Annotated in this window: 24 protein-coding genes and 1 tRNA gene; 12 read left to right on the top strand and 13 right to left on the bottom strand. The window is 68.5% G+C overall.

Annotation, left to right across the window (positions count from 1 at the left end):
• Nucleotides 1–80 precede the first annotated feature (80 nt).
• Together LTT66_RS13985 and LTT66_RS13980 are read right to left on the bottom strand one after the other, a co-directional pair.
• Nucleotides 81–584 carry an RrF2 family transcriptional regulator gene (locus LTT66_RS13985; RefSeq protein ID WP_195100513.1) on the bottom strand — a complete coding sequence of 168 codons (504 nt, stop codon included), beginning with the start codon at nucleotides 582–584 and terminating at the stop codon, nucleotides 81–83.
• Between the two features lie 38 nt (nucleotides 585–622).
• Nucleotides 623–1216: a TetR/AcrR family transcriptional regulator gene (locus tag LTT66_RS13980; protein WP_233067476.1), complete on the bottom strand. Its 594-nt coding sequence runs from the start codon at nucleotides 1214–1216 to the stop codon at nucleotides 623–625.
• 203 nt (nucleotides 1217–1419) lie between these two features.
• On the opposite strand from LTT66_RS13980, the gene LTT66_RS13975 reads away from it, so the two are divergent.
• Nucleotides 1420–3714, top strand: a complete 2295-nt coding sequence (locus LTT66_RS13975; protein ID WP_233067474.1) for an MMPL family transporter — start codon at nucleotides 1420–1422, stop codon at nucleotides 3712–3714.
• A gap of 57 nt (nucleotides 3715–3771) precedes the next feature.
• Here the strand turns inward: LTT66_RS13975 and LTT66_RS13970 are convergent, their stop codons facing one another.
• Nucleotides 3772–4026, bottom strand: a complete 255-nt coding sequence (locus LTT66_RS13970; protein WP_324195299.1) for a hypothetical protein — start codon at nucleotides 4024–4026, stop codon at nucleotides 3772–3774.
• A gap of 171 nt (nucleotides 4027–4197) precedes the next feature.
• The gene (locus LTT66_RS13965) at nucleotides 4198–4398 is read right to left on the bottom strand and encodes a hypothetical protein (RefSeq protein WP_181721053.1); all 201 of its coding nucleotides are present in this window, start codon (nucleotides 4396–4398) and stop codon (nucleotides 4198–4200) included.
• Between the two features lie 244 nt (nucleotides 4399–4642).
• On the opposite strand from LTT66_RS13965, the gene LTT66_RS13960 reads away from it, so the two are divergent.
• Genes LTT66_RS13960 through LTT66_RS13945 form a run of 4 tightly spaced genes read left to right on the top strand, consistent with a single transcriptional unit; the run spans nucleotide 4643 to nucleotide 7991 of the window.
• Nucleotides 4643–4954: a hypothetical protein gene (locus LTT66_RS13960; RefSeq protein ID WP_233067472.1), complete on the top strand. Its 312-nt coding sequence runs from the start codon at nucleotides 4643–4645 to the stop codon at nucleotides 4952–4954.
• A 1-nt stretch (nucleotide 4955) separates the two neighbouring features.
• Nucleotides 4956–5573: a carboxymuconolactone decarboxylase family protein gene (locus LTT66_RS13955; protein ID WP_181721051.1), complete on the top strand. Its 618-nt coding sequence runs from the start codon at nucleotides 4956–4958 to the stop codon at nucleotides 5571–5573.
• Nucleotides 5574–5625: 52 nt separating this feature from the next.
• Nucleotides 5626–7032 (top strand): amidohydrolase family protein, encoded by a 1407-nt coding sequence (locus tag LTT66_RS13950; RefSeq protein WP_233067468.1) that lies wholly within the window; start codon nucleotides 5626–5628, stop codon nucleotides 7030–7032.
• Nucleotides 7033–7040: 8 nt separating this feature from the next.
• On the top strand, nucleotides 7041–7991 hold the full coding sequence (locus tag LTT66_RS13945; protein WP_233067466.1) for an antibiotic biosynthesis monooxygenase: 951 nt from the start codon (nucleotides 7041–7043) through the stop codon (nucleotides 7989–7991).
• Nucleotides 7992–7995: 4 nt separating this feature from the next.
• On the opposite strand, the gene LTT66_RS13940 is transcribed toward LTT66_RS13945, so the two are convergent.
• The 4 genes from LTT66_RS13940 to LTT66_RS13925 form a co-directional block, all read right to left on the bottom strand.
• Entirely contained in the window at nucleotides 7996–8451 is a 456-nt protein-coding gene (locus LTT66_RS13940; RefSeq protein ID WP_195066946.1) for a deaminase, read from the bottom strand.
• An 83-nt stretch (nucleotides 8452–8534) separates the two neighbouring features.
• Nucleotides 8535–8625, bottom strand: a tRNA-Ser gene (locus LTT66_RS13935).
• A gap of 65 nt (nucleotides 8626–8690) precedes the next feature.
• A complete protein-coding gene (locus tag LTT66_RS13930; protein WP_181721139.1) occupies nucleotides 8691–9125 on the bottom strand; it encodes a nucleoside deaminase in 435 nt (144 codons plus the stop codon).
• Between the two features lie 43 nt (nucleotides 9126–9168).
• A complete protein-coding gene (locus LTT66_RS13925; RefSeq protein ID WP_181721047.1) occupies nucleotides 9169–9708 on the bottom strand; it encodes a tRNA adenosine deaminase-associated protein in 540 nt (179 codons plus the stop codon).
• A gap of 58 nt (nucleotides 9709–9766) precedes the next feature.
• Here LTT66_RS13925 and LTT66_RS13920 point away from each other — a divergent pair, with 58 nt between their 5' ends.
• Complete coding sequence (locus LTT66_RS13920; RefSeq protein WP_233067464.1) at nucleotides 9767–10717, top strand: prephenate dehydrogenase; 951 nt, start codon at nucleotides 9767–9769, stop codon at nucleotides 10715–10717.
• Nucleotides 10718–10924: 207 nt separating this feature from the next.
• On the opposite strand, the gene LTT66_RS13915 is transcribed toward LTT66_RS13920, so the two are convergent.
• The 5 genes from LTT66_RS13915 to LTT66_RS13895 form a co-directional block, all read right to left on the bottom strand.
• Nucleotides 10925–11440: a putative glycolipid-binding domain-containing protein gene (locus tag LTT66_RS13915; RefSeq protein WP_043685306.1), complete on the bottom strand. Its 516-nt coding sequence runs from the start codon at nucleotides 11438–11440 to the stop codon at nucleotides 10925–10927.
• A 148-nt stretch (nucleotides 11441–11588) separates the two neighbouring features.
• Complete coding sequence (locus LTT66_RS13910) at nucleotides 11589–13538, bottom strand: ABC transporter ATP-binding protein (RefSeq protein WP_233067462.1); 1950 nt, start codon at nucleotides 13536–13538, stop codon at nucleotides 11589–11591.
• 2 nt (nucleotides 13539–13540) lie between these two features.
• On the bottom strand, nucleotides 13541–15346 hold the full coding sequence (locus tag LTT66_RS13905) for an ABC transporter ATP-binding protein (RefSeq protein ID WP_233067460.1): 1806 nt from the start codon (nucleotides 15344–15346) through the stop codon (nucleotides 13541–13543).
• A 483-nt stretch (nucleotides 15347–15829) separates the two neighbouring features.
• Complete coding sequence (fadD32, locus tag LTT66_RS13900; protein WP_408638793.1) at nucleotides 15830–17758, bottom strand: long-chain-fatty-acid--AMP ligase FadD32; 1929 nt, start codon at nucleotides 17756–17758, stop codon at nucleotides 15830–15832.
• Nucleotides 17759–17866: 108 nt separating this feature from the next.
• Nucleotides 17867–19117, bottom strand: a complete 1251-nt coding sequence (locus LTT66_RS13895; protein WP_233067458.1) for a KasA/KasB family beta-ketoacyl-ACP synthase — start codon at nucleotides 19115–19117, stop codon at nucleotides 17867–17869.
• A 337-nt stretch (nucleotides 19118–19454) separates the two neighbouring features.
• On the opposite strand from LTT66_RS13895, the gene LTT66_RS13890 reads away from it, so the two are divergent.
• From LTT66_RS13890 to LTT66_RS13865, 6 genes are all read left to right on the top strand, one after another.
• On the top strand, nucleotides 19455–20588 hold the full coding sequence (locus LTT66_RS13890) for a DNA cytosine methyltransferase (protein ID WP_233069226.1): 1134 nt from the start codon (nucleotides 19455–19457) through the stop codon (nucleotides 20586–20588).
• Nucleotides 20585–21013, top strand: a complete 429-nt coding sequence (locus LTT66_RS13885) for a very short patch repair endonuclease (RefSeq protein ID WP_181725627.1) — start codon at nucleotides 20585–20587, stop codon at nucleotides 21011–21013. Before LTT66_RS13890 ends, LTT66_RS13885 begins: the two co-directional genes overlap by 4 nt.
• 218 nt (nucleotides 21014–21231) lie before the next feature.
• On the top strand, nucleotides 21232–21930 hold the full coding sequence (locus LTT66_RS13880) for a DUF998 domain-containing protein (RefSeq protein ID WP_233067455.1): 699 nt from the start codon (nucleotides 21232–21234) through the stop codon (nucleotides 21928–21930).
• A 190-nt stretch (nucleotides 21931–22120) separates the two neighbouring features.
• A complete protein-coding gene (locus LTT66_RS13875) occupies nucleotides 22121–22528 on the top strand; it encodes a RidA family protein (protein WP_233067453.1) in 408 nt (135 codons plus the stop codon).
• A 10-nt stretch (nucleotides 22529–22538) separates the two neighbouring features.
• On the top strand, nucleotides 22539–23264 hold the full coding sequence (locus LTT66_RS13870; protein WP_233067451.1) for a maleylpyruvate isomerase family mycothiol-dependent enzyme: 726 nt from the start codon (nucleotides 22539–22541) through the stop codon (nucleotides 23262–23264).
• A gap of 423 nt (nucleotides 23265–23687) precedes the next feature.
• Nucleotides 23688–24998 (top strand): cytochrome P450, encoded by a 1311-nt coding sequence (locus LTT66_RS13865; protein WP_233067449.1) that lies wholly within the window; start codon nucleotides 23688–23690, stop codon nucleotides 24996–24998.

Genomic DNA, 24998 nt, shown 5'->3' with positions numbered 1-24998 from the left:
CGCAGGCTACCGGCTGTTGCCGCGATACGTCGTGCGGTTTGTTGACCTGCATGAATGCTCTCCAGTCGGGGTGCGCGCGGCTAGCGGCGCGCCCAGGCGCCCGGGTCTTCGGTGAGCGCGTCGACGAAGCCGGGCAGCTGATCGCTCGCGATGTCGGCGATGGTGACGTTTTCCAGGACCGCACGAATATTGACCCGCAGCGCGATCCACACCCGCTGTAGCGGCTGCGCCGCGCCTGGATAGTGGACGTCCTCCGGCCGCGCGCCGCGCACCGAGGCGAGGGGGCCTTCGATCGCGCGGATCACGTCGGCGATGGAGATCTCGGCGGCGGGCCTGGCCAGCCAGTAGCCGCCGTCCGGACCGCGCCTGCTGATCACCAGTTCGGCCCGGCGCAGTTCGCCGAGCACCGACTCGAGCACCTTGGGTGGAATCCGCTGGGCGGTGGCGATCGCTTCGGCTTTGACCGCGGGCGCGACCTGCACGAGGGGTGCGCCGAGCCCGGCCACGGATTGGTCCAGCCGCGGCGCACTGGCGATTTCCAGCAGCGTCCGCACCGCGTAATCGACCTTCGCGGTGATGTGCACAGCGGTGACTCCTGGCGTCGAGATGGGATGACTCGAATCTACGCGGCGCCGCCGCCTGCCAGCACGCAGGTCGCGGCGTCCAGCAGTGACGATTCCACCAGCGAGTCGTCGGCACCAGGCACGAGTTCCTTGGACACCAGCGCCACACCGATCACCTCGAGCGCCGCGCAGGCGCGCAACTGCGCCTCGTCGGTGGCGTCCGGCCCGGCCAGCCACTCGCGCAGTGCCCGGCTGGCGTTGACCAGATCCGGATAGCGGTCGGCCATGGCGTTGATGATCGCCACCGTGTCGCGCACGACCAGCGCCCCCGCGTCGCGGTGATGGATCAGGCCGCGCAGATACGCCCGCAGAACCTGACGTATGCTCTCGGCGTTGTGCGGCACCTGGTCGAGATCGTCCACGACCGAACGCATGTGATCGACGATCGGATCGATGATCGCCAATAGCAGATCGAGCTTCGACGCGTAGTGATAGTAGAGGGACGCCTTTGTGATTCCCACCGCATCCGCGACCTCGCGCAGGCTCGTCTGCTCGAATCCTTTGGCTCCGAACAGCTTCACCGCAGCGTCTCGAATCGCGTTTTTAGTGCCCCCACCTGCGGCGACAGCGCCGGGTGTGTCACGCACAACCATCCGATGATCCTCTCATCACCTTCGCATCGAGCGAAGTTCGCACGCAGAATAGAGGTTGTACCTCCGCTTAGCTCCTGGGTAGTCTACCTACCGCACGGTAGGCAGAAAGCGTCAGTGGAGGCGGGGCCAGGCAGGGCATCCCCGCGAGTGCTGTCTACACGCAGAACCAGCACGGTCCCAGTCATCGCTAGGAGTAACCACTCGTGTCCGTTTATCTGTATAGATGGGGAAAGTTCGCTTTCCGCCGGAAATGGATAGTCCTTCCCGTCTGGCTCGTCTTGTTCGTGCTCCTCGGTGGCCTGGGGGCGCAGCTCAGCAAGCCGATGACCAACGACTTCAGCTTGCCGAACCTGCCTTCCGAACGTGCCAACGAGATCCTCGACAAGCACTTTCCCGGCGCCTCCGCCGCGTTCAAGTTCGACGCGGTCACCGGCACCTACGTCGCCGCTACGCCCGACGGGCAGAAGCTGACCGACCCGGCGAACCGTGCCGCGCTGGACGCGTTCATCGCCAAACTCGGCCAGCTCGACATCGTCGATCACAGCAAGCCGATCGTCGATCCGGTCGAAGCCGCCGAGAAGATGGGCTGCCTGACCAACCCCGACCCGGCGCAGTGCAGTGGCGCTCCGTTGAACGTGCTCAGCAAGACCGCCCCCGAAACCGTGGCGGTGATCAACGTTCCGTTCACGATCAAGACGTTCTCCGACGTGACCGATGAGGATCGCGCGGCCGCCTACGACGTGGCCGCCGACGCGCGCAACGCCGGGCTCACGGTCGAGATGAGCGGCTCGATCGCGCAGAAGCAGGAAGCGCCCAGCGGCAAGTCCGAGATGATCGGCATGGCCGTCGCGCTGGTCGTGATGATCGTGGCGTTCGGCGCGATCGTCGCCGCGTTCGTGCCGATCGTCACCGCGATCGTCGGCCTCGGCGCGGCGACCTCGCTGATCATGGTCGGCACCTCGGTGATCGAAGTGCCCAGCTTCACCACGTTCCTCGCCTCGATGATCGGTATCGCGTTGTCCATCGACTACGCGCTGTTCATCGTGTCCAGGTACAAGCACGAACTGGCGGTGCAGGACTCGCCGGAAGAGGCCGCGGGCGCCGCGCTCGGCACGGCGGGCTCCGCGGTGGTGTTCGCCGGCCTGACGGTCATCATCGCGCTCGGCGGCCTGAGCGTCGTCGGCGTGAAATTCATGACCTTCATGGGTCTGGGTGGCGCGATCGCCGCCGCGTTCGCGGTGCTCACCGCGATCACGCTGATGCCGGCGCTGATCGGCGCGTTCGGCCGCTTCCTGTTCAAGCCGAAGCTGCCCGTGGTGGCACAGCACGACCCCGAGGACGACGCCTCGGTCACCAACGGCATGCGCTTCGGCAAGCTGATCGGCAAGGCGCCGTGGGCCGCCCTCGTCCTCAGCGTCGTGGTGCTCGGCGCGCTCGCCGCCCCCGCCGCCGGCCTGAATCTCGGCCTGCCCGGCGAGGACAGCATGCCGAAGACCTCTACCGTCCGCAAAGCCTACGAGCTGCGCACCGAAGGCTTCGGCGAAGGCAGCAACGGCATACTGAACGTGGCCGTCGATCTGGCCAACGTCCCCGCCGACAACCGGGAGGCGGCGGTCGACGCTCTGCGCGCCAAGCTCGCGTCCTACCCGGGCATGGATTACGTGACCGCACCGCAGTGGAGCGAGGACAAGGCGGGCGCGCTGCTGGACGGTGTGCCGAAGTCGGGCCCGAACAACCAGGACACCAAGGACCTGGTGCAAGACGCCCGCGAGGCCGAAGGAGCGCTGAAGGCCGAGTACGGCATCGAATACGGCGTCACCGGCACCACGGCGATCTACGCGGACATCGACCACGTGCTGCTCAGCAAGATCGTGCCCTACCTGGCGCTCGTGGCAGGCGCCGCGTTCGTCCTGCTGATCCTGGTGTTCCGGTCGATCCTGGTGCCGCTCACCGCGGCGCTCGGGTTCCTGCTGTCGATGGCCGCGACCTTCGGCGCGACCGTGCTGATCTTCCAGGAGGGCGCGCTCGGCCTGATCGAGGATCCGCATCCGCTGGTCAGCTTCCTGCCGATCATGCTGATCGGCTTGGTATTCGGCCTGGCGATGGACTACCAGGTGTTCCTGGTGACCCGGATGCGCGAAGAGTTCGTGCACGGCAAGTCGCCGACGGAGGCGGTGGTCGCCGGTTACCACCACGGCGCCCGCGTCGTGACCGCGGCGGCGATCATCATGATCTCGGTGTTCGGCTCCTTCCTGATGGAGACCGACGTGACGGCCAAGTCCATGGGCTTCGCGCTGGCGGTCGGTGTGCTGCTGGACGCGTTCGTGGTCCGGATGGTGCTGATTCCGTCGCTGCTGGTGATCATGGGCAAGTGGTCGTGGTGGATGCCGAAGTGGCTCGACCGCATCCTGCCCGACATCGACGTCGAGGGCACGAAGCTGCGTGAGCTGCAGCAACGTTCGTCCGACACGGCGAAGGAGCCGGTCGGCGTCAGCTGATCGGAGAACCGTCGCTCGGCCCCGCACCCCGACCTGGGGTGTGGGGCCGAGTGCTTTTCACCGGCTCGGTTGCGGGATGTCGCAGGCTCCCACCCGCGGATTCACGCCGGCGTAGTTGAGCGGCCCCGCTACGGCGGTGAGGGCGATCGTGCCCCAACCGGCGCAGTTGATCGGGGGGCCGCTGTCGAAATAGTGCCGCTGACCGGCCGCGAGCAATCCGATCGCCAGCCAGGCCATCAGCAGGAACCCCAGCAGCCGGGACCCGGCGCTCGGGCCACGTCTGGCACGCGCACGAGATTCGTAATCACGCATCTCATCGGTTCCTTCCGTGCTCCCCCGTGCGCGGGAGATACCCGGCTTCCCCGCGGTTATCCCATCGGCCCCACACAGATCAGACCGACCGGTCGCGCTGCCGCTCGAGCGCACGAAAACGGACGGCCGGGTGGCGCACATACCCCGGCCGTCCGTCGTGACCCCCTCTGATTACGGGCTCGGTTGCGGGACATTGCAATCGTCGACCTTCGGGTTCACGCCCATGTAGTTGAGCGGGCCCGAGACGACCGTGACCACGATGGTTCCGAAACCGGCGCAGTTGACCGGTCCGCTGTCGAAATAGTGGCGTTGTGCCGCGGCGATCACGCCGATCAGCAACCAGATCAAGACGATTACACTTCCGATTCTCATGTTTCTCTCGCGCATCGTTCCCGCGCGGATTGTCCGACGGCGCATTTGGCATCGCGTCCTTCCCGCACTTTCCGTATCGGGCGTATACCCCGGATTCCGCGGGTTACCCGCGTTGAAACGGCCAGTTTTCGGATTCGTTCGGCGCGGCGCGATGCGGTCCCTGCCGGCAGCGAGTTCCGCTGTGCCCTCGCGATACTCGGCGAAGGCGGCGCGGCTCGGCCAGAATGGGCCCATGGGTGGCTCGATGAGTGAGAAGTGGCAGCGGTTCGGCGAGCACCTCGAATCCGCGCCGGGACGGCTGGCGAGCGGGGTCCGCCGGAGCCTGCGGGCCAGAGCCGCCGGTACGGGCGGCTCGGACGGCGACGTCCCGCCCGAACTCGCCGCCTTCGCCGACCTGGTGGCCGACCGGTCCTACCGGGTCACCGAGGACCGGATCGCGGCGCTGCGGGCGGCAGGGCACACCGACGACGAGATCTTCGAGGCGACCGCGCTCGCCGCTTACGGCGCGGCCGACCGGCGTCTGCGCGCCGCGCGACTGGCTTGGGAAGGGTACTGAAATGTGGCTCGAGGCCGTCCGATCCGGGCACGACCGGCCGACCAAGCTCGTGTTGTGGACCATGCGGCGCTTCAGCGGCGTCGAGGTTCCCGCCGTGCTCAAAGTGCTGTTCTACCGGCACAGATTCTTCGGCTCGCCGCTGTCGGAACTGATCCAGGACGCCATGCGCGGACCGTCGTACTGGACCGTGGCCGAACGCGAGATCTTCGCGACGCGGACGTCCCGGGCCAACGAGTGCCCGTTCTGCGCCACCTCGCACGAGGCGATCGCGGGCGCGTACGTCGACGCCGACGTGGTGACGCGCGCTCTGGCCGACGGCGCGGATTCCCCGCTGCGTCCCGAAGCGCGCGTCATGCTCGGATTCCTCGCGAAGATGGCCCGCGACCCGGACGGGTTGACGCCGGAGGACGCCGCGGTGGTCCGCCTGGCTGGCATCTCCCGGGAGGCGTTCGACGAGGCGGTCTGGGTGGGCACCTGCTTCAACGTGATCAACCGGATGATGAACACCGTCGGAGCGGGCCCGCTCGAGGGCAGGCAGCGCAGCGTGGGCGCGCGGTTCATCAAACTCGCCGGGTACCGCATGCCGCCACCGGTGACGTTGTTCTCCCGCGGCGTCTGATTCCATTTCGATCGATCCGCTCGCTTACCGGGTGGATTTGTGTTCTCCTCGAATGGTGAGCCAAGTCCACTTGGGGCACATTTTCCACATCGCCGGAAGTCCTACCACCGGCGATGCGGCCGACGCATTGGTCGAGGTACCGGACGGTGCTCTGATAATCGATGCCGGCGGCCGCCTCGCATACTGCGGCGCCGGATCCGATATCCCGGCCGCGTACCGCGACGCAGAAGTGTTCGATCATCGGCCCGCATTCCTGCTGCCCGGGTTCGTCGACACACACATCCATTTTCCGCAGACTTTCGCCGGGGACGCCTACGGTGGCGGTCAACTGCTGGAGTGGCTGGAATCGTGCATCTATCCCGCCGAATCCCGCTACGCCGAGCCGGAATTCGCGCGGCTGGCGGCCACCGAATTCTGTCAGCGGCGCATCGCGGCGGGTACCACGGCGGCGATGGTCTTCGGATCGGCCTTTCCGCACGCGCAGGACGCGCTGTTCACCGAGACCCGGCGGCGCGGTCTGCGGATGGTCAGCGGGCGCGGTATCCAGACGACGGGAGAGCCTTCCGCGGCGCCACTGATCACCAGTGAGGACGACGCCATACGCCTGACGAGCGAAGAAATCGACAAATGGCATGCCACTGACACCGGTGACGTGGATACGGCGCTATTGCACGTCGCGATAATTCCGCGCTTCTCCCTGGCGGTGACTCGACACACCTTGAAAAACCTTGGCGAGCTGTACGATTCGGTGCGCGAACGCGGAGTATATTTCCACAGTCATCTTAACGAGAACAATCGCCCGGGAACCGGCGAAGTCGACGCCACCAAGCAGGCATACGGCGTAGCCACCTATCTCGACACCTACGACGGCAAGTTCCTGCGGGGCTCGGCGGTGGGCGGCAAAAGCCTGCTCGGCAGGCGCAGCATCCTCGCGCACTGCGTGCACTGCCAGGACGTCGAACTGCGGCGGATGGCCGAAACGGGCACGTCGGTCGCACACTGCCCGGTCTCGCAGCAGTTCCTGGGCTCGGGCACCATGCCGTGGCAGCGAACGCTCGCTTCGGGCGTCACGGTGGCCGCGGGGACCGATTACGGCGGCGGCGACGAATGGCTGATTCCGCAGGTGCTGTCGGCCGCGTTCAAGGTGCATATTTCCGAGCCCGGCGAGCACGGCGTCTCGATGCACCCGGCGGAAATGCTGTTCACCGGCACGCTGGCCGGTGCGCGGGCCTTGGACATGGAAAACCGGTTCGGGAATTTCGATGTCGGCAAGGAAGCCGATTTCCTGGTAGTCGAACCGGCGCGTGTTCCGGCGCTGGACGGCACACTGGCACACGGCATTCGTTCCGAAGACCCCGCCTTGGCCCGGGATCAGACGCTGTTCGCGCTGCTGATGGGTATTCGCGAATCCGCGATCGCCGAGGTCTACGTGCAGGGCCGCCGCATCGACGTACGCTGACGCCGTCGATGGACGCCACCGCCACCGCAGTCACGATCTTTCACCGGCCTGCGGACGAGGCGGCTTTTCGCACCTGGCTGGCGCGGATGACCGAAATCGCCCGCGACGACCACGGATTCGCGCACTCCTCGGTAGCGGTGACCGAAGACCCGTTCCTCGAACCGGGATTCAGTGTTACTTTCCGATCGGAGCCGTTGCTGCACGAATTTCTGGACTCGACCGAACGCGCGGAAGTGTTGTCCGAGGGCGAAACGCTCGGCTTCCATTGCAAGAGTTCCGACTTGGTCGTCATCGAAGGCGAGCTTCCACCACCCGGTATCGGCATATTCCGGCATCGTGTCGCACACGAAAAGGAGGCCGAATTCACGGCGACGGAGGCGCGCCTGATCGCGGCGAGTTCCCGGTTCCCGGGATTCGAAGGCGCCGCGCTTTTTCCGTCCGAGGGCGGACGCTGGTTCTCGGTGCTCCGCTTCCGCACGGCACGGCAGTTGTCGGAATGGATGCGCTCGGACGAACGCGCGGCCGCTCTGCCGGAACTGCGCTCGAAACTGACCGAGGATTTCACCGTGGACGCGCACACCACGCCGTTCGGCTCCACGGTGCGAACGGTCGGCGGCAAGACCAGGATGACGCCGACCTGGAAGATCGCCATGTTGGTGCTGCTGGTGCTCTATCCGACGGTGATGGTGCTGTCGCGCTTCCTCGGCCCGGTGCTGGACCGGCTGGGAGCGCAACCGTGGCTGGCGATGTGGCTCAGCCAGATCGTGAGCGTTGGCTTGATGAGCTACTTCCTGTCGCCCGCGGTCGCGAGTTACTTCCGGCGGTGGCTCGACCCGATCGACGGCGCGGGACGGCGGATCAGCATCGTGGGGGCAGCGGTCGTCGTCGTGCTCTACGCGGTGACGCTGCTGCTGTTCGCGTCCGTGCGATGGCTGCAGTACTGGGACTACAACGACTGAGCGCCTAAGACAGATCGAGATGCCGATTCATCGACATCGCCGCCTCGGCCAATTCGGGAAGCTCCACCACAGTGACCCCCGCCTGCCGGAGTTTCTCCACTCCGACGCAGTTCACCACGAAGGTCGACGGCTCCCGCCACGCGATCACCACGACCGGGATACCCGCCCGCAGGATCCGATCGGTGCACGGCATCCGATCCTTCGTCCCCCGCTCCGAACAGGGCTCCAACGTGCTGTAGAGCGTGGCCCCAGCCAGCCGCGGATCCTCCGGGTCCAGCTTGCCCAGCGCGGCCTCCTCGGCATGCTCCTTGGGGTCGGACTCGCGGGAGTAACCCGTCGCGATCTCTACACCCTCGGCGACGATCACCGCACCCACCGAGAACGCGCCCGCGGCCACCGGGCACAACCGCGCGAGTTCGATGGCGCGGTTCATCCAATAGTGATGGCCGGGTCCGGTCATCGGGTGGCCTCCTTCCACTGGCGGCGAACTTGGCATACACGAGAAGAAAAAGCCCCTCACCTGCGCTGACAGGTAAGGGGCTGTGGCGGTGGCGGAGGGATTTGAACCCTCGGAGGGGGGTTACCCCTCACACGCTTTCGAGGCGTGCTCCTTAGGCCGCTCGGACACGCCACCGCCGACAACCATACCGGACCCTCGCCGGATCACTAAATCGCCAAGAGACCCGCGGAAACGCGACCTCAGCGCTGGGTGCGGAAGAACTCGTCGAGCATGGCCGCGCATTCGTCCTCGAGCACTCCGCCGCGGACCTGGGGCCGGTGGTTGAGACGGCGGTCACGAACCACGTCCCACAGCGACCCGACGGCGCCGGTCTTCGGCTCCCACGCACCGAAGACCAGGCGGCCGACCCGCGCGAGCACCAGCGCGCCCGCGCACATCGTGCACGGCTCCAGCGTGACCGCCAAGGTCGCGCCCTCCAGCCGCCACCCGTCGCCGTGCACCGCGGCGGCACGGCGCAACGCCAGGATCTCCGCATGCGCGGTGGGATCGCCGAGCGCTTCGCGCGCGTTCGCGGCGCGGGCGAGTTCCTTGCCCGCGGAGTCGAATACGACCGCGCCGACCGGCACGTCACGATCCCCGGCGGCCGCCGCGGCGTCGAGGGCGGCCCGCACCATATCGGCGTCCGAGCGGATCGGGGCGTTCGGCAGGGCAGCCACGTCAGCGCGGCAACTTGTCCAGCACCGCGGAGAGTTCGTTGGCGAAGCCGAGACGCTGGGCGATCATGCCGAGCTGCTCGTCCGGATAGAGATCGGTCTCGGCGAGGATGACGCTCAGCACCGGTTCGGGCAGCCCGAGGTCGGCGAGCACACCGAGGTCGCCCTCCTCCCACGGCTCGACGTCGTCCAATTCGTCCGGATCGATGTCGGGGATTTCCACGTTCAGAGCTTCCAGGACGTCGGCGGCGATGTCGTAATCGATCGCGGCGGTGGCGTCCGACACGAGCATCCGGGTCCCGCTCGGCGCCGGCCGTAGCACGATGAAGAACTCGTCGTCGATGTCGAGCAATCCGAACACCGCCCCGGAGCTGCGCAAAGCCTTCAGTTCGGTTTCCGCGGCGGACAAATCGGTGAGCGCGTCCCGGCTCAGCGGACTGCACCGCCATTTGCCTTCTTCGCGGACAACCGCCACTGCGAACCCTTCCACGTCGTCGTAATCGTCCGACGCCGCCCTGTTCGTGCTCGAGCGCTGTGCTGCCATGGCCGCAACGGTAGTCTGCTCGAGCTGAAATGTTGAAGTCGTATGCCAATCTGTTCCGGTGACTTCGACGGAGAAAGCACCCGTATGCGTCCTGGGGACCGGTTTGATCGGCGGGTCGCTATTGCGCGCGGCCGTCGCCGCGGGCTACGACGGGTGGGGATACAACCGGTCCGGGGCAGGAGCGCAGGCCGCTCGCACCGACGGATTCGACGTCACCGAAGACCTGCCCGCCGCGCTGCGCCGCGCCGCGCGAACCGGCGCGCTGATCGTCGTCGCGGTGCCGATGCCCGCGGTGGACCATCTGCTCTCCGCGATCGCGACCTACGCCCCGGAGTGCGCGCTCACCGATGTGGTGAGCGTGAAGGCACCGGTCGCGGCGGCCGTGCGCGGGCACGGTCTCGCCGACCGGTACGTCGGCGGTCATCCGATGGCGGGTACGTCCGAATCCGGCTGGGCAGCCACCGATCCGGAGTTGTTCCGCGGCGCGGTGTGGGCGGTGGGCGTGGACGACGGCACTCGGGTCGACCCGTGGACCCGCGTGGTGCGGCTCGCGCTGGACTGCGGCTCGGTGGTGGTACCGGTGGTGGCCGGGGAGCACGATCGTGCCGTCGCGCGCATCTCCCATCTCCCGCATGTGCTGGCCGAGGCACTGGCCCTGGCGGGCGCCGCGGGGGGTGACCTCGCGCTGGGACTGGCGGCCGGGTCGTTCCGGGACGGCACCCGGGTGGCGGGCACAGCCCCCGATCTGGTTCGCGCGATCTGCGAACCGAATTCCGCCGCGCTACTGGAAGTCCTCGATGAAACGCTCACCGTCCTCGGCGCGGCTCGCGACAGTCTGCACGCCGAGCGGTCCCTCGCGGATCTGGCCGAGGCCGGGCACGATGCGCGCCGACGCTACGAATCCGCGCGGCGCTGGGAGATCACGGATGTCCGCCCGGGCGACCGCGATTGGCTGGAAAACTTGCGCGCCGCCGGTGCGCGCGGCGGCGTCATCACCCAGCTGAGCTGAACTCGCGGCGCCCGCCGAACTCGACGTCATCGCAGGTCCGCCTGCAATGGCAGCCGTGGCACCAGCCGGTCCGGCAGTGCGCGCCACACTGGTCCCCACTGACGCCCGAAAACCACCGAGGCGTGGACGCGACGATCCGGCCCTCCGCGCGACAGCTCGGCGCAACAGCGTCACGCCTCGTATGACGCCGTTGCGAGTGGCGCCGCGTCAGATCCGCTCGGCCAGTCCCGGGTAGTCCAGCAGGAAGCCGTCGGCGTCCACCGTGACCGTGGCGCTGGAGACCGGCGAGAGCACGCTGATGCCGTCGGCGGCGCTGCTGTAGATCAGCGTGGCCTCCTGGACCAGCAGGTCGGGCAGGCGCACGTAGACCACCGGCACCTGCACGTCCTCGACCGCGTGCTGCAGGTCGTAGCGGCGGATGGGCAGGGTGTTGAAGAACGGGCTGAGCACCACGTCCACGTCGAGGGCGCCGGCGAAGGTGGAGCGCACGTGGTTGCCGCCCGCGTCGACGAGCCAGTAGTTCTCCTCGTCGCGGGCGATCGAGGCGTGCCGCTCACCGGCGGCCGTTGTGGTCCGCAACGACAGCCGCTTCGTCACGCCGTTCTCGTCGGTGACCAGGTCGTAGGACGCGCTGAACGCCGGGTGCTCCCCGCTCGCGCCGCCGATCATGCGCCCGGCGGCACGGATGCGGTTGCCGTTGAGCTGCACCCGCACCGACTCCATCCGGGTCGCGTCGTGGGCGCGCCAGGTGAGGATCGCCGGCCACCGGGATTCCTGCGTGCTCGCGGCGGGGCTCTCGGGGTCGGGGGCTGGGGTTGTCACGTATCTACCGTAAGCGACACCCAGCCCCCACCCGCACAACCGCCGCTCATCACACGAGCGACTCCCGCCATGCCGCGTGCAGGTCGGCGAACCGGCCGGTCCCCGCGATCAGGGCTTCCGGCGCGCCGTCCTCGACGATCCGGCCGGACTCCAGCACCAGCACCCGGTCCGCGATCGCCACCGTGGACAAGCGGTGCGCGATGATCACCGCCGTGCGGCCGCGCAACACGGTCTCCAGGGCATGCTGCACGAGCCGCTCGCTGGGGATGTCCAAGCTCGAGGTGGCCTCGTCCAGCACGATCACGGCGGGATCGGCGAGGAACACCCGCGCGAACGCGACCAGCTGCCGCTGGCCCGCCGAGAGCCTGCCGCCGCGCTTGCGCACATCGGTGGCGAAGCCCTCGGGCAGCGCCTGCACGAAGTCGTACAGACCGACGGCGCGCGCCGCGGCGAACACCTCGGCGTCGGTGGCCTCCGGCCTGCCGAGCCGGATGTTGTCGGCCACCGAACCGGAGAACAGGTAGGACTCCTGGGTGACCATGACCACGTTGCGGCGCAGGTCGGCGTCGGACAGGTCGCGCAGGTCGACGCCGTCCAGGGTGACCACGCCGCCGGAGGGGTCGTAGAACCGTGTCAGCAGCTTCGCCAGCGTCGACTTGCCCGCGCCGGTCGCACCCACCAGCGCGATCACCTGCCCGGCCGGGATGTCCAGGGTGAATTCCGGCAGCACCGGCCGTGCCCGGCGATCGGAACGGCCGGAGGGGGATCCGGCGACGTCTCCGGAGGACGCGCCTGCCGGAGCGTCGGCAGGCGAACCAGCCCCGTAGCCGAACCACACCTTCGCCATCCGCACCGCGCCGGAGGCCTTCTCCAGCGCCACCGGCTGGGCGGGCTCGGGCACCGACGGCTCCTCCTCGAGCACGCCCGAGATCTTCTCCAGCGCCGCCGCCGCGGACTGGTAGGCGTTGAACACCTGCGCCAGCTCGTCCAGCGGCCCGTAGAACTCGTTGAGGTACAGCAGGTAGGCCGCGAGCACGCCGACCGCGAGATCGCCCTCGATCACCCGCCATGCGCCGACCACGATGATGATCACCGTGGTCAGGTTGCCGAGCAGTTTGGTCAGTCCCGCGTAGTCGCCCATGCCGCGCATGGCCGCGGTGGTCGCGTGCCGATATTCGGCGTCCTCGACCGCGAGCACCGACTCGTTGCGCTGCTCACGCCGGAACGCCTGCACCGCCCGCATGCCGCCCATCGACTCGACGAACTGCACCACCACCTTGGCGATCGCGGCGCGAGTGCGGCGGTAGCCCGCCCGCTGCCTGCGCTGCGCCCAGCGGGTGACCACCACCAGCGGGACGAATCCGGCCAGCACGATCGCGGCCAGGGTCTGGTCCAGGTAGATCAGCAGCGCCGCGATGGTGAGCACCGACAGGATCGCGCTCAGTGCCTGGTTGAGCGCGCTTTCCAGCAGTTCCTGCAGGGTCTCGATGTCGCCGGTGAGCCGCGCCACCACCTTGCCCGAGGTGTACTTCTCATGGAAGGCGACGCTGAGCCGCTGCACATGCGTGAACGCGCGCACGCGCAGGTCGAACAGCACGCTCTGGCTGAGCCTGCCCGACACCCGCAGGAAGGAGAACGTGCAGACCACGCCGAGCAGAACCGAGCCGAGGTAACCGGCCACGCTCCAGGCCAGCGGCGCCCAGTTTCCCTCGACACCGCGCGCGATGCCGGTGTCCAGCGCGTGTGCGATGAACAGCGGCGCGGACACCATCGCGATGTTGTCCAGCACGATGAGCACCAGGGCGAGGACGGCGAGCTTGCGGTAGGGCTTCACCAGGTCGAGCAGCAGTCGGCGGGAGCGTCCGGCCAGCACCAGGTTTCCGGTCTCGGTGAGCTCCTTGTCCTCGCCCGCGATGCCGCGCCAGTCGGCCGCCGCTTCCTCGCGTGTCGAAACATCCTCCGGCGCGTCGTCGTTCGAGACCGTGGTCGTGGTACTCATCGCTACTCACCTCCCATCAATTCGCGGTAGCTTCTGCTGGTACGCAGCAGTTGATCGTGGGTTCCCTCGGCCACGATCCGGCCCTCGGCGAGCACCGCCACCCGGTCGGCCAGCGCCGCCGTGGACGGACGATGCGCGACGAGCAGCGTGGTCGCGTCGGCCAGCACGGTGCGCAGGCGGGCCTGCACCCGCTCCTCGGTCTCCACGTCCAGCGCCGACAGCGGGTCGTCGAGCACCATGATCCGGCTGCCCCCGCCCGCGCCGGTGAGCACCGCGCGGGCCAGCGCGAGGCGCTGGCGCTGACCGCCGGACAGGCTCAGGCCCTGCTCGCCGATCCTGGTGTCCAGGCCCCAGGGCAGGTCGTCCACGAATTCGGTGGCCTGCGCGACCTCCAGCGCGCGGCGCACGTCGGCGTCCGTGGCGGCCGGATCGCCGAGCGCGACGTTCTCCCGCACGCTGGCGGAGAACAGCACCGGGTCCTCGAACGCCGCCGACACCAGCGAGCGCAGGTCGGCGATACGCATCGCCACGATGTCGATGCCGTCGATGGTGATCGCGCCACCCGTCACGTCGTACAGGCGCGGGATCAGATTCAGCAGTGCCGTCTTGCCGCTGCCCGTCGCCCCCACCAGCGCCACCGTCTCACCGGGCCGCACACGCAGCGAAACGTCCCGCAGCACCTCGCCTTCGGCATCAGGGAAGGCGAAACGCACACTCTCCAAACGCAATTCGCCGCGCACCTGCTCCGGCAGATCCACCGGGCGGGCCGGGTCGGTGATGTCCACCGGGGTGTCGATGATCTCCCAGTACCGATCGGCCGCGGTGCGCGCGTCGTTCAGTTCGGCGAGCAGGAAGCCGGTCCAGATGATCGGCCACTGCAAGAAGGTCGCCAGCGTGATGCTCGCGACCAAGGTGCCGAGCGTCATCGTGCCGTGCGCCACCGCGTAACCGCCGTAACCGAGCGCGAACGCGATGGCCAGCTGCGGCAGGCTCACCATGCTCGACCACAAGGTGGCGTCCAGGCGTGCTTTCAGCAGCTCGGTCCGCCGCAGTTCGTGCGCCTGAGCGGTGAAACGGCGGCCGAAGAACACGCCCCGCCCGAACGACTTGAGCACCCGCACGCCCTGCGCGGACTCCTCGGCCGTGGTGGCCAGGTCGCCGGACTGGTCCTGGGAACGCCGCGAGGCCACCGAATACCGGCGCTCGAAGCGAATGCAGAGGAACGCCAACGGGATCGAGATCACGCCGAAGATCAGGCCGATCGGCGGGTTCAGCCCGATCAGGACGAGCAGGCCGACCGGGATGATCACGGTGTGGACCAGCAGGAACGGTCCCGCGAAGGAGACGAACCGGCGCATGGTGGCCAGGTCATCGATCGCACGCGACAGCAGCTGACCCGATTCCCACGCGTCGTGCCTGCCGATCGACAGCGCCTGGAGCTTGCGAAAGACTCTGGCGCGCAGCGAAATCTCGAAGCGGGTGGCGGGCGCGGCGATCAGCCAGCGGCGTCCCCACACCGCACCGGCTTCCAGCAGGCCGAGCGCCAGGACCACGGCCACCGGCCCGAGCACGCCCGCGAAATCGCGGTGGGCGACCGGGCCGTCGATGATCCGGGCGATCATCAGCGGGATCACGACGGCGGTCAGCCCGGCGAGCAGCGCGAGGCCGCTGGCGGCGAGCAGGATGACGACATGCGGACGCAGATACGGCCAGAATCGGCGCAAGGAATGCAGGCGGCCGGTGGCGGCGGGCCGCTCCGTTCTGTCGGCCTCCGGTTCGGCCGACGAAACGTCCAGTGCGACAGACAAAACTCCCCCTCGAGGTATGTGACTGGCGGCGGAGAGCAGGACCTCCGGTGATGTTCGCATCGGGGTCCGACATTCCAGGGTCGCACCGCAGCGTGCGTCGACCAACCGATTTTTCGGCCGCTGCGACGCATCCGTGCTGGACAGGGCGCTCGACGCGGCAGAGGGTTCGGCACTCACGCACCCAGCGAACAACCTCGAGCGACCTCGAGGTCAAGCCCGCCGGAACTGGATTCCGTCGCATGTTGATCGTCGCCGGATATCTGCGCGGCACCGATCGCGACCGCTACCTCGGCCCCTGCCGGGAGGCGGTGGCGCTCGCCCGCGCCACCGAAGAGCGCCTGGACTGCGCGCTCGGCGCCGACCTGCTCGAACCCGATCGGGTCGACGTCTACGAGCGCTGGACGACCCGTGCCGCGGTGGAACGCTTCCGCGGCACGGGCACCTCGGGCGACCTCGACGCCCAGATCGTGGGCGCCGACGGCTCTAGCCCGTCACCACGGGTTCGGCATCCCAGTCCTGCGCCTCGTCCGGGAACGCCTGCTGCTGGTGCCCGCCGCGCAGCGTGCCCTCCGAATAGGCCGCCCGGCACGCGCGGCGAGCGATCTTGCCGCTGGACGTGCGCGGAATCGAACCCGCGGGCACCAGCAGCACGTCACGGACCATGACACCGTGGCGCCGCGCGATCGCGGCCCGCACCGTGTCGGCGATCGACTCCGACTCGAGCTTGCCTGCGCCGGTATTGCGCTCGGCGACGATCACCAACTGCTCGGAGGTGTCCTCGGCGTCGAACGTCAGTCCGGAGTGACTGCCCTGCTCGAAGACCAGCGCGGGCAGTTCGTTGGCAGGCACCGAGAAAGCCGCGACGAAGCCGGGTCGCAGCGCCGTGCTGGATTCCTGAGCGGAGAACTCCAGATCCTGCGGATAGTGGTTGCGACCGTCGACGATCACCAGATCCTTGACCCGTCCGGTGATGTACAGCTCGCCGTCGAGATACGCGCCGAAATCGCCGGTGCGCATCCAGTTGGCGTCCTGCGGCGTGCCCTCCGCGTGGCTGCCCTCGGGCAGGCGAGCGGTCAGCTTGGCGCGGAAGGTGGCCTCGGTCTCCTCGGGACGCCCCCAGTACCCGATGCCCATGTTCTCGCCGTGCAGCCAGATCTCACCGACTTCGCCGTCGCCGCGCTCGGTGCCGTGCTCCGGGTCGACGATCACCGCCCACTGCGAGCGCGCGACGTATCCGCAGGACACCTGCGCGATGGCGTTGTCGGCGTCCGCGTCCACCTCGACCATCCGCCCGGCGTTCAACTCGGTCCGGTCGACGTAGACGACCTTCGCCTTGTCCTCGGCCCGGGTGGCGGAGACGAATACCGTGGCCTCGGCCATGCCGTAGCAGGGCTTGATCGCCGTCTCCGGCAACCCGTACGGCGCGAACGCCTCGTTGAACTTCTTCATCGACGACACCGACACCGGCTCGCTGCCATTGATCAGCCCGATCACATTGGAGAGATCCAATTCCTCCCCCGGCTTGGGCTTGCCGCGCGCCGCGGCGTGCTCGAACGCGAAGTTCGGCGCGGCGGCGAAAGTTCCGGCGCCGTCGGAGGCCGCGGCCAGTTCCTTGATCCAGCGATAGGGGCGGCGTACGAACGCGCTCGGCGACATGATCGTGATGAACCCGCCGCCGACGGTCGGCAGGATCACGCAGAGCAGGCCCATGTCGTGGAACAGCGGCAACCAGGTGACCCCGCGCGAATGCTCGGTGACGCCGATGGCGTCGATCATCTGCAGCAGATTCGTGCCCACCGCGCGATGGGTGATCTCCACGCCCGCGGGCGTCCGCGTGGATCCCGAGGTGTACTGCAGGTAGGCGACGCTGTCGATGTTGACGTCCGGGCGCACCCAGGAGGCGCCGACGCTGTCCGGGATCGCCTCCACCGCGATGATCCGGGGACGCTGCGACGGCGGCAGGTGCCGGAAGAATTTCCGCACGCCACTCGCCGCGGAGCCCACCGTGAGGATCGCGGCGGGCGCACAGTCGCCCAGCACCGCGTGCAGGCGGTCGGTGTGGCCCTGTTCCTCCGGATCGAACAGCGGAACCGCGATATTGCCCGCGTACACCGCGGCGAACAGCGAAACGACGTAGTCGAGCCCTTGCGGCGCGAGAATCGCCACCCGGTCGCCCGGCCGCGTGACCTGTTGCAGCCGGGCCGCCACCGCGCGCAGGCGCACACCGAACTGCTGCCAGGTGAGTTCGTGGTATTCGCCGTCCCGTTCCCGGGAGTAGTCGATGAAGCGGTAGGCGAGGCCGTCGCCGTTCTCCGCGCTGTGCTTGTCGACGAAGTCGATCAGAGTCTTGTCCCCGCGGATTTCGATATTGCCCTGATCGTCCAGATAGTCGTCGAAGGTTTCGTCGATCATCGCCTTATCCTTTTCCAGCGCACAGACACTCAGGCCGTGCAATGACACCGAACACAGGTCGATAACGAAGCGCCGGGAAGGCTAGCAGGTGTCCCGGCCACCTGGCGGTCAGTACCGGCCGAAGGCGAGCGCCACATTGTGCCCGCCGAATCCGAAAGAGTTGTTCAGGGCGTAATCGATACGGCCGGGCCGGGAGCTGCCGCGCACCACGTCGAGATCGATCTCGGGATCCAAATTGTCCAGATTCAGTGTCGGCGGGATGATTTCGTCTCGCACGCTGAGCACCGTGAGCACCGATTCGAGCGCACCGACCGCGCCGATGGAATGACCGAGGGCCGATTTGGGCGCGTAGACCGACGCGTGGTCGCCCACTGCCTGGCGGATCGCGCGCGCCTCCGCCGTGTCACCGATCGGAGTGGCGGTCGCGTGCGCGTTGACGTGCGTGACATCGGCCTTGGCCAGACCGGCCGTCCGCATCGCCCGCGTCATCGCGCGCGCGGCCCCGACGCCCTCGGGGTCCGGCGCGACCAGGTGGAAGCCGTCGGAGGTGATGCCGGCGCCCATCAGGCGGGCGTGGATGCTCGCGCCGCGCGCCTTGGCGTGCTCCTCGGTCTCCAGCACCATCAGCGCGCCCGCCTCACCGAAGACGAATCCGTCCCGGTCGGCGTCGAACGGACGCGAGGCGCTCTTCGGCGCGTCGTTGCGGGTGCTCATGGCGCGCATCATGGTGAACGCCGCGATCGCGAGGGCCTGGATCGAACCCTCCACACCGCCGGTGACCACCACGTCGGCATCGCCCATGACGATCGTCCGCCACGCGTTGGCGATCGCCTCCGCACCGGAGGAACACGCCGACACCGGCGTCGTCACACCGGCTCGCGCACCGATGTCCAGCGCGACGCAGGCCGCGGCGCCGTTCGGCATCACGGCCTGGACGGTGTAGGGCGACACCTTGCGGTAGCCCCCATTGCGCAGCTTGTCCCGAGCGTGGATCATCGCCTCCGCGCCGCCGAGCCCCGTGCCGATGGCCACCCCGAGACGGTGCTTGTCCACTTCGGGGCTGCCCGCGTTGCGCCAGACCTCACGCCCGAGCACGAGGGCCAGTTGCTCCACATAGGAGAGCCTGCGGGCCTCCGCCACGTCCAGATACGTGGCGGGCGCGACCGCGAGGTGCCCACCGATACGGACCGGCAGCTCGAAATCATCGATGAAATCGTCCTCCAGAACGTCGATGCCGCTGTCCCCGTTGAGCAGGCCCTTCCACGTGGAATCCACGTCACCCGCGATGGACGTGGTCGCCGCGAGGCTGGTAACCACCACAGAGGGGAACTGTCCGTTTTTCGTGGAAGGCATCTGCATGTTTCGCTCACTTTCCCTAGCGTCGCTCTGGAACTTCGTCGAGCAAAAGCAATGCGCGAACGCGCGCCACCAGGATCGTGGGCGGCCCGCACGGATAGCACTGGAACGCAGGCGGAACGGCCGGTCATCACGTCCGTGTGCGACCACCCCTGTGCATTATTGGAAATTCGCACCGATCACACTGCGTGACACGCGGACGCTACCAGGTGCCGGAGACGATGGTCGCGTACTTCGGGGATCACCCCGACGACTCGAGTAACCTGCTCCCCGGGCATGGGACGCGCGGGCGGCGTCCGGTGTGGACGCGAGAAAGGGAAGGTCGTTGACGGGCGCGCGGATGGTCGGGCTGTTCGCCGGGATCGGCGGGCTCGAACTCGGCCTCGCCAGGCACGGCTGGCACACCGAGCTGCTGTGCGAGATCGAACCCGGCGCCCAGGGCGTACTCGCCGCCCGTTTCCCGGATGTGCCCCTGCACGCCGACATCACCCGGCTGCGCGCGATCCCGGCGGGGACGGAGCTGGTCGCGGCCGGATTCCCATGCCAGGACCTATCCCAGGCCGGGCGCACCGCGGGCATCACCGGCACGCGCTCGGGTCTGGTCGACGAAGTGTTCCGGCTCGTGCGCCGCAAGCGCGGCCCCCGCTGGCTGCTGATCGAGAACGTGCCGTTCATGCTGCAACTGGGCCGCGGCGCGGCCATGCGGCACATCACCGCCGCGCTCGACGAACTCGGCTACACCTGGGCCTACCGGGTGGTGGACGCCCGCGCGTTCGGCCTGCCCCAGCGCAGGCAGCGGGTACTGATGCTGGCTTCCCGCACCGAGGACCCGCGCGCGGTGCTGTTCGGCGAGGACGCCGGTCCCCGCGCGATCGGCGATCCCGGCATCGACCCCTGCGGCTTCTACTGGACCGAGGGGGTGCGCGGGCTCGGCTGGGCGGTGAACGCGGTACCGACGCTGAAGGGCGGCTCCGCGCTCGGCATCGCCAGCCCGCCCGCGGTGCGGCTGCCTTCGGGGGAGATCGTCACGCCCGGCATCGCCGACGCCGAACGCCTGCAGGGCTTCGACGCGGGCTGGACGGCACCCGCGACCGAGGTGCCGGGCGTACGGAAGGGCCACCGCTGGAAGCTGGTGGGCAACGCGGTGAGCGTGCGGATGGCGGCCTGGGTCGGCTCGCGACTGGCCGCCCCGCTCGATCCGATCTCCGGCGGTCAACCGCTGGCGCCGGGTACGCCGTGGCCGGTCGCCGCGTGGGGGCACCGCGGTCTGGCCTATCGGGTGCCGGTCTCCACCTGGCCGGTGCACGAGCCGTACGAGGACCTGACCCACTTCCTCACCGAGGCCCAGTTGCTCTCCGCCCGCGCGACGGCCGGCTTCCTGCGCCGCACCACCATGGGCAGTCTGCGTTTCCCGCCCGGCTTCCTCGCCGACGTGGAAAGCCATCTGGACCGGATGGGCGGCTGGGCGGCATGAACCGGCGGCCCCTCACCGACGCGGTCACCAGTGCGCGGATGGCACGCCAACGGCGCACCGGAACCGATCCCGAGCTCGCTCTGCGCCGGGAACTGCATCGGCGCGGGCTGCGGTATTTCGTCGACCGCGCACCGATCCGCGGGCAGCGCCGACGCGCCGACCTGGTGTTTCCGCGGCGGCGGGTCGCGGTCTACGTGGACGGCTGTTTCTGGCACCGCTGCCCACAGCACGCCACCGATCCGAAGAACAACGCCGAATGGTGGGCCGCCAAGCTGGCGGGCAACGTCGCGAGGGATCGAGCCACCGACGCGGCGCTGATCGCGGCGGGATGGCACGTGGTCCGCGTCTGGGAGCACGAGGATCCCGTCAGCGCGGCCGACCGCGTCCAAGCGACGCTGTCAGCGGTGCCGAACCCGCACGAGTGAACGGGGGGCGTGCGCGGCCAGGTAGCCGGACACCACCATCACCGTCATGACCGCGATTCCGGCAGCGGCAGTCGCGAAACCGAGCATGGGGACCTCCTCGAGTTGCAGCTGTCGTCCAGCGTGCCGGGCGAAGCTGACAAGACCCTGTGTCCCGGATGGTAATGACGTATGCGGCCTGCCGCTGCCCGGCGCGCTCTAGCAACCAGCACAATGGGGACGTGACGGGTGGCCCGGAGATCGCCGTTCGGCGCGTGCGACCGGCAACGGTGCTGGTCGCCGCGGCCCTCGCGATCGCCGGGCTCTGCTACTCGTCCTGGGTGCTCCAATTCGTGCTGCCGATCGACCTCGACCCGGTCGATACATTCCTCAGTGAACTGGACGCGCAGGGCAAGCCGTACCGGGAGGTGTTCGCGACCGCGGACTTGGTCGTGGGGGCGCTGCTCATACCTGCCGCGATCGCCGGACTTCTGGTGCTGCCGCGCCGCGGAGCGACCACGATCGGCTGGATCGCGCTGTTCTGCTTCGGCGCGTCGACCATCGCCGACGTCCTGCTACCGCTGCGCGACTGCACCCCCGGCGAGAGCGGGTGTGGCGGCCCGCGCGAGCTCTTCCCGCAGCTGCATCAGCCGCACGCCCTGACGAGCACGCTGGCGGTCACCTCGATCGCGGTCGCCGCCTCCGCCTTCAGCGTCGCCGCGTTCCGCTATCGGCGCTGGCGGGTACTACGCGAATTCGGTCTCGTCGTGCTGGTGATCGGTGCGCTGGCGACAGTGTGGATGCTGGTGGCCGACAACCTGCCAGGGAACTACGCCCTCGGGATCGCCCAGCGGATTCAGGTGGGGGCGATGTCGCTGTGGCTGATCGCACTGGCCGCGGCGGTGGTCGTGGAGGGGCACGAGCGGGCCGAACCGAGCTAGTCGGCTACGCGCAAACGGCAGTACCGCCGTGCTGTGTCCGCCGACCGGTCGCCCTGAGCACCAGCGGCGGTGAACTCGGCGCGCTGGCAGGGCCACGCCAGGTCACCCTCGCACCTACCCGCCCAACGGGCCTGCGGCGCCCGGCTGTCCGCCACGTGGCCGCGCCGGCGCCCGTGCGATGCTTTCGCGCATGAGTGATCGCATGAACATTTCCTCGGGTTCGGAGTTCGAAGACATCGTCGGCTACTCGCGGGCGGTCCGGCTCGGCAATGTCATCGCGGTCAGCGGAACGACCGCCTCGGCGCCCGGCGGCACGGCCGTCGGCGGCGACGACATCGGCGAGCAGACCAGGGAAACCCTGCGGCGCATCGGCTCCGCGCTGGAGGAGGCGGGCGCGAGCCTGTCCGACGTGGTGCGCACCCGCATCTTCGTCACCGATATCGCGCGCTGGCCCGAGGTCGCCGAGGCGCACGCCGAGGTGTTCGGCGAAATCCGTCCCGCGACGGCCATGTACGAGATCAAAGCCCTGATCACCCCGGCCCTGCTGGTGGAGATCGAAGCCGACGCGATCGCGGCGAGCCCGGTTCTCCCTCGCTAGGGTCGAAGCCGTGACCACCGCCGCCTCACAGACCCCCGTGCAGCTCGACGCCGTCGCCGAGGCGACCACCCGCCTGCTCGACACCATCCGCGGCCTCGACGAACGCGCCGTCACCGAACCCTCCGCACTGCCCGGCTGGACCCGCGGCCACGTCCTGGCCCACCTCGCCCGCAACGCCGACAGCCTGGTCAACCTGCTGCTGTGGGCCCACACCGGCGTCGAAATCCCGCAATACGCCAGCCCTTTCCTGCGCGACCACGACATCGAAGCCGGCGCGGCCCGCCCGTTCCCCGAACACCTCGCCGACAACGAGGCGGCCACCACCCGTTTCCTCGCCCTCGCCCGCTCACTCACCGACGACGCTTGGCGAGCACAGGTCCGCACCCGCCAGGGCCGCCCGATCCCAGCATCCGAAGTGCTGTGGATGCGCTTGCAGGAGGTCGAAATTCACCACGTCGACCTGAACGCGGGCTACCACCCGTCCGACTGGCCCACCCCTTTCGTCGCCCGCATCCTCCCCCAAGCCACCGCCGACCTCACCCGCCTCACCGCGGACAATCCCCTCGAGCCGTTCACCCTCCGAGCCACGGACTCCGACTTCACCGCCACCATCGGAACCGCCCCCACCACTCACCTCATCTCCGGCCCGGCCTCCTCCCTCGCCGCCTGGCTACTCGGCCGCAGCACCGGCACCGACCTCAGCGGCGACCTGCCGCCCCTTCCGGCCTGGAAGTAAGCCGACCAGGAGAACACCGCCGCGGCGTCGGCCGAGAAGACCACTCCGTAGTGACCACTCGCGCCGGTCCGACCACGGCTCTCGGACAGCGGCACCGGTCACGGGCGCAGACTCGCTGAATCCCGCATGAGGGCTATCCGGCCCGGAATCGCCGGGCAACACGGAGGCGAACCGCGGCCCGACCGTTGCTCCGCGACCCTCGAGCGGTGGGCGATCATCAGCGCCAGCCGGAGCCGCGTCACCAATCATGTCGGTTTCAGTACCAAATATGTCGTTTCCGACAGTAGGTTCGGCCGCCCGGGCCCACTAGCGTGATGTTTGCAACGAAGGCACGGAGAAGTCGGCGCGCATGACCCACCCACGTGCCGGCGGCTCACCGATCACCCTCGCCGGATTCCTGTTCTCTCGCCCGGAGTCGCATCTATGACCACAGCAAACTCCTCGATACCCGCGGCCCACACCACCGCTTCCCGAACCTGCCCTGTCCAGGGGTCGCCGATCAATACCGACACGCCTCAGGTCTGCCTGCGTAGCCGGAAGTTCGCCGCTGATCCGCACAGCGGCTACCGCCAGATGCGTCAGCAGCACGGCTCGCTGGTTCCGATGGAGTTGGCACCGAATGTGCCCGCGACCTTGGTGATCGGATACCGCACCGCACTGCGCATCCTCCACGACCCCGACCGTTTTCCGGCCGATCCGCGGACCTGGCAGCAAAGTATTCCCCACGACTCCCCCATCAAGCCGATGATGGAGTGGCATCCGAACGCGTTGCGCAACACCGGAGCAGCACATGCTCGCTACCGCCAGACGTATACCGCGAGCATCGACGGGATCGACCTACACGCTCTGCATGACACGGTCGAGAAGATCGCGATCCCGCTGATCGACAGCTTCTGTACGGCCGGTTCCGCCGACCTGGTGTCTCAGTACGCGTTTCCCCTCGTCTTCGAGGCCCTCAACGAGATGGTCGGCTGCTCGGCGGAACTGGGGCGGCGGGTCGCGACCGGCATGGCCGCGCTCTTCGACACTGTCGAGGCTGCCCGCGGCATGCAGATGCTCAGCGAGGCGCTGATGGAGTTGATTCAGCTGCGACGCGCGGAGCCGGCGGACGACGTCACCTCGCGGCTGGCGCATCATCCGGCCGGCCTCGATGACACGGAAATGCTCTCCCAGCTGATCAGCTTCTACGGTGCGGGTATCGAGCCGCAGCAGAATCTGATCACCAATACCCTGTTGCTGATGCTGACCGACGACCGGTTCGGCGGCGACATGCTCGGCGGGAGTATGTCGACGCGTGACGCGCTCGATGAGGTGCTGTTCAACGACCCGCCGTTGGCCAACTTCTGCGCGACGTACCCACGGCAGCCGATCCTGATCGACAACACCTGGTTGCCTGCGCATCAGCCGGTGCTCATCAGCCTGGCCGGGTGCAACAACGACCCCGAGATCCGTGGCGGGGATCGAACCGGCAATCGCTCACATCTGGCCTGGAGCACCGGACCACATGCCTGCCCGGCCAAGTCCGTGGCCTACCTCATCGTGCAGGAGGCCATAGACCAGCTTCTCGACGCCCTCCCGGAGCTGCGACTGGCTGTGCCACCCGAGCAGCTGGTGTGGCGGCCCGGCCCGTTCCACCGGGCTCTGACAGAGCTGCCGGTCGTCTTCCCCGTGTCCTCTCCGTTGACCATCACGGAAACGACCGCCGGATTCACGAGCAAGCAGCAGAGTACCTAG

The organism is Nocardia gipuzkoensis (assembly GCF_021183645.1).
GTDB lineage: Bacteria > Actinomycetota > Actinomycetes > Mycobacteriales > Mycobacteriaceae > Nocardia > Nocardia abscessus.
This window is presented reverse-complemented; position numbering and strand designations above follow the sequence as displayed.

Coding starts and splice junctions, on each gene's coding strand:
- LTT66_RS13960 (WP_233067472.1), top strand. CDS start 4,643: ATGAGTGAGAAGTGGCAGCGGTTCGGCGAGCACCTCGAATCCGCGCCG.
- LTT66_RS13875 (WP_233067453.1), top strand. CDS start 22,121: ATGAGTGATCGCATGAACATTTCCTCGGGTTCGGAGTTCGAAGACATC.
- LTT66_RS13945 (WP_233067466.1), top strand. CDS start 7,041: ATGGACGCCACCGCCACCGCAGTCACGATCTTTCACCGGCCTGCGGAC.
- LTT66_RS13950 (WP_233067468.1), top strand. CDS start 5,626: ATGGTGAGCCAAGTCCACTTGGGGCACATTTTCCACATCGCCGGAAGT.
- LTT66_RS13980 (WP_233067476.1), bottom strand. CDS start 1,216: ATGGTTGTGCGTGACACACCCGGCGCTGTCGCCGCAGGTGGGGGCACT.
- LTT66_RS13890 (WP_233069226.1), top strand. CDS start 19,455: ATGGTCGGGCTGTTCGCCGGGATCGGCGGGCTCGAACTCGGCCTCGCC.
- LTT66_RS13910 (WP_233067462.1), bottom strand. CDS start 13,538: ATGAGTACCACGACCACGGTCTCGAACGACGACGCGCCGGAGGATGTT.
- LTT66_RS13940 (WP_195066946.1), bottom strand. CDS start 8,451: ATGACCGGACCCGGCCATCACTATTGGATGAACCGCGCCATCGAACTC.
- LTT66_RS13885 (WP_181725627.1), top strand. CDS start 20,585: ATGAACCGGCGGCCCCTCACCGACGCGGTCACCAGTGCGCGGATGGCA.
- LTT66_RS13915 (WP_043685306.1), bottom strand. CDS start 11,440: ATGGAGTCGGTGCGGGTGCAGCTCAACGGCAACCGCATCCGTGCCGCC.
- LTT66_RS13925 (WP_181721047.1), bottom strand. CDS start 9,708: ATGGCAGCACAGCGCTCGAGCACGAACAGGGCGGCGTCGGACGATTAC.
- LTT66_RS13965 (WP_181721053.1), bottom strand. CDS start 4,398: ATGAGAATCGGAAGTGTAATCGTCTTGATCTGGTTGCTGATCGGCGTG.
- LTT66_RS13895 (WP_233067458.1), bottom strand. CDS start 19,117: ATGCAGATGCCTTCCACGAAAAACGGACAGTTCCCCTCTGTGGTGGTT.
- LTT66_RS13930 (WP_181721139.1), bottom strand. CDS start 9,125: ATGGTGCGGGCCGCCCTCGACGCCGCGGCGGCCGCCGGGGATCGTGAC.
- fadD32 (WP_408638793.1), bottom strand. CDS start 17,758: ATGATCGACGAAACCTTCGACGACTATCTGGACGATCAGGGCAATATC.
- LTT66_RS13970 (WP_324195299.1), bottom strand. CDS start 4,026: ATGCGTGATTACGAATCTCGTGCGCGTGCCAGACGTGGCCCGAGCGCC.
- LTT66_RS13955 (WP_181721051.1), top strand. CDS start 4,956: ATGTGGCTCGAGGCCGTCCGATCCGGGCACGACCGGCCGACCAAGCTC.
- LTT66_RS13865 (WP_233067449.1), top strand. CDS start 23,688: ATGACCACAGCAAACTCCTCGATACCCGCGGCCCACACCACCGCTTCC.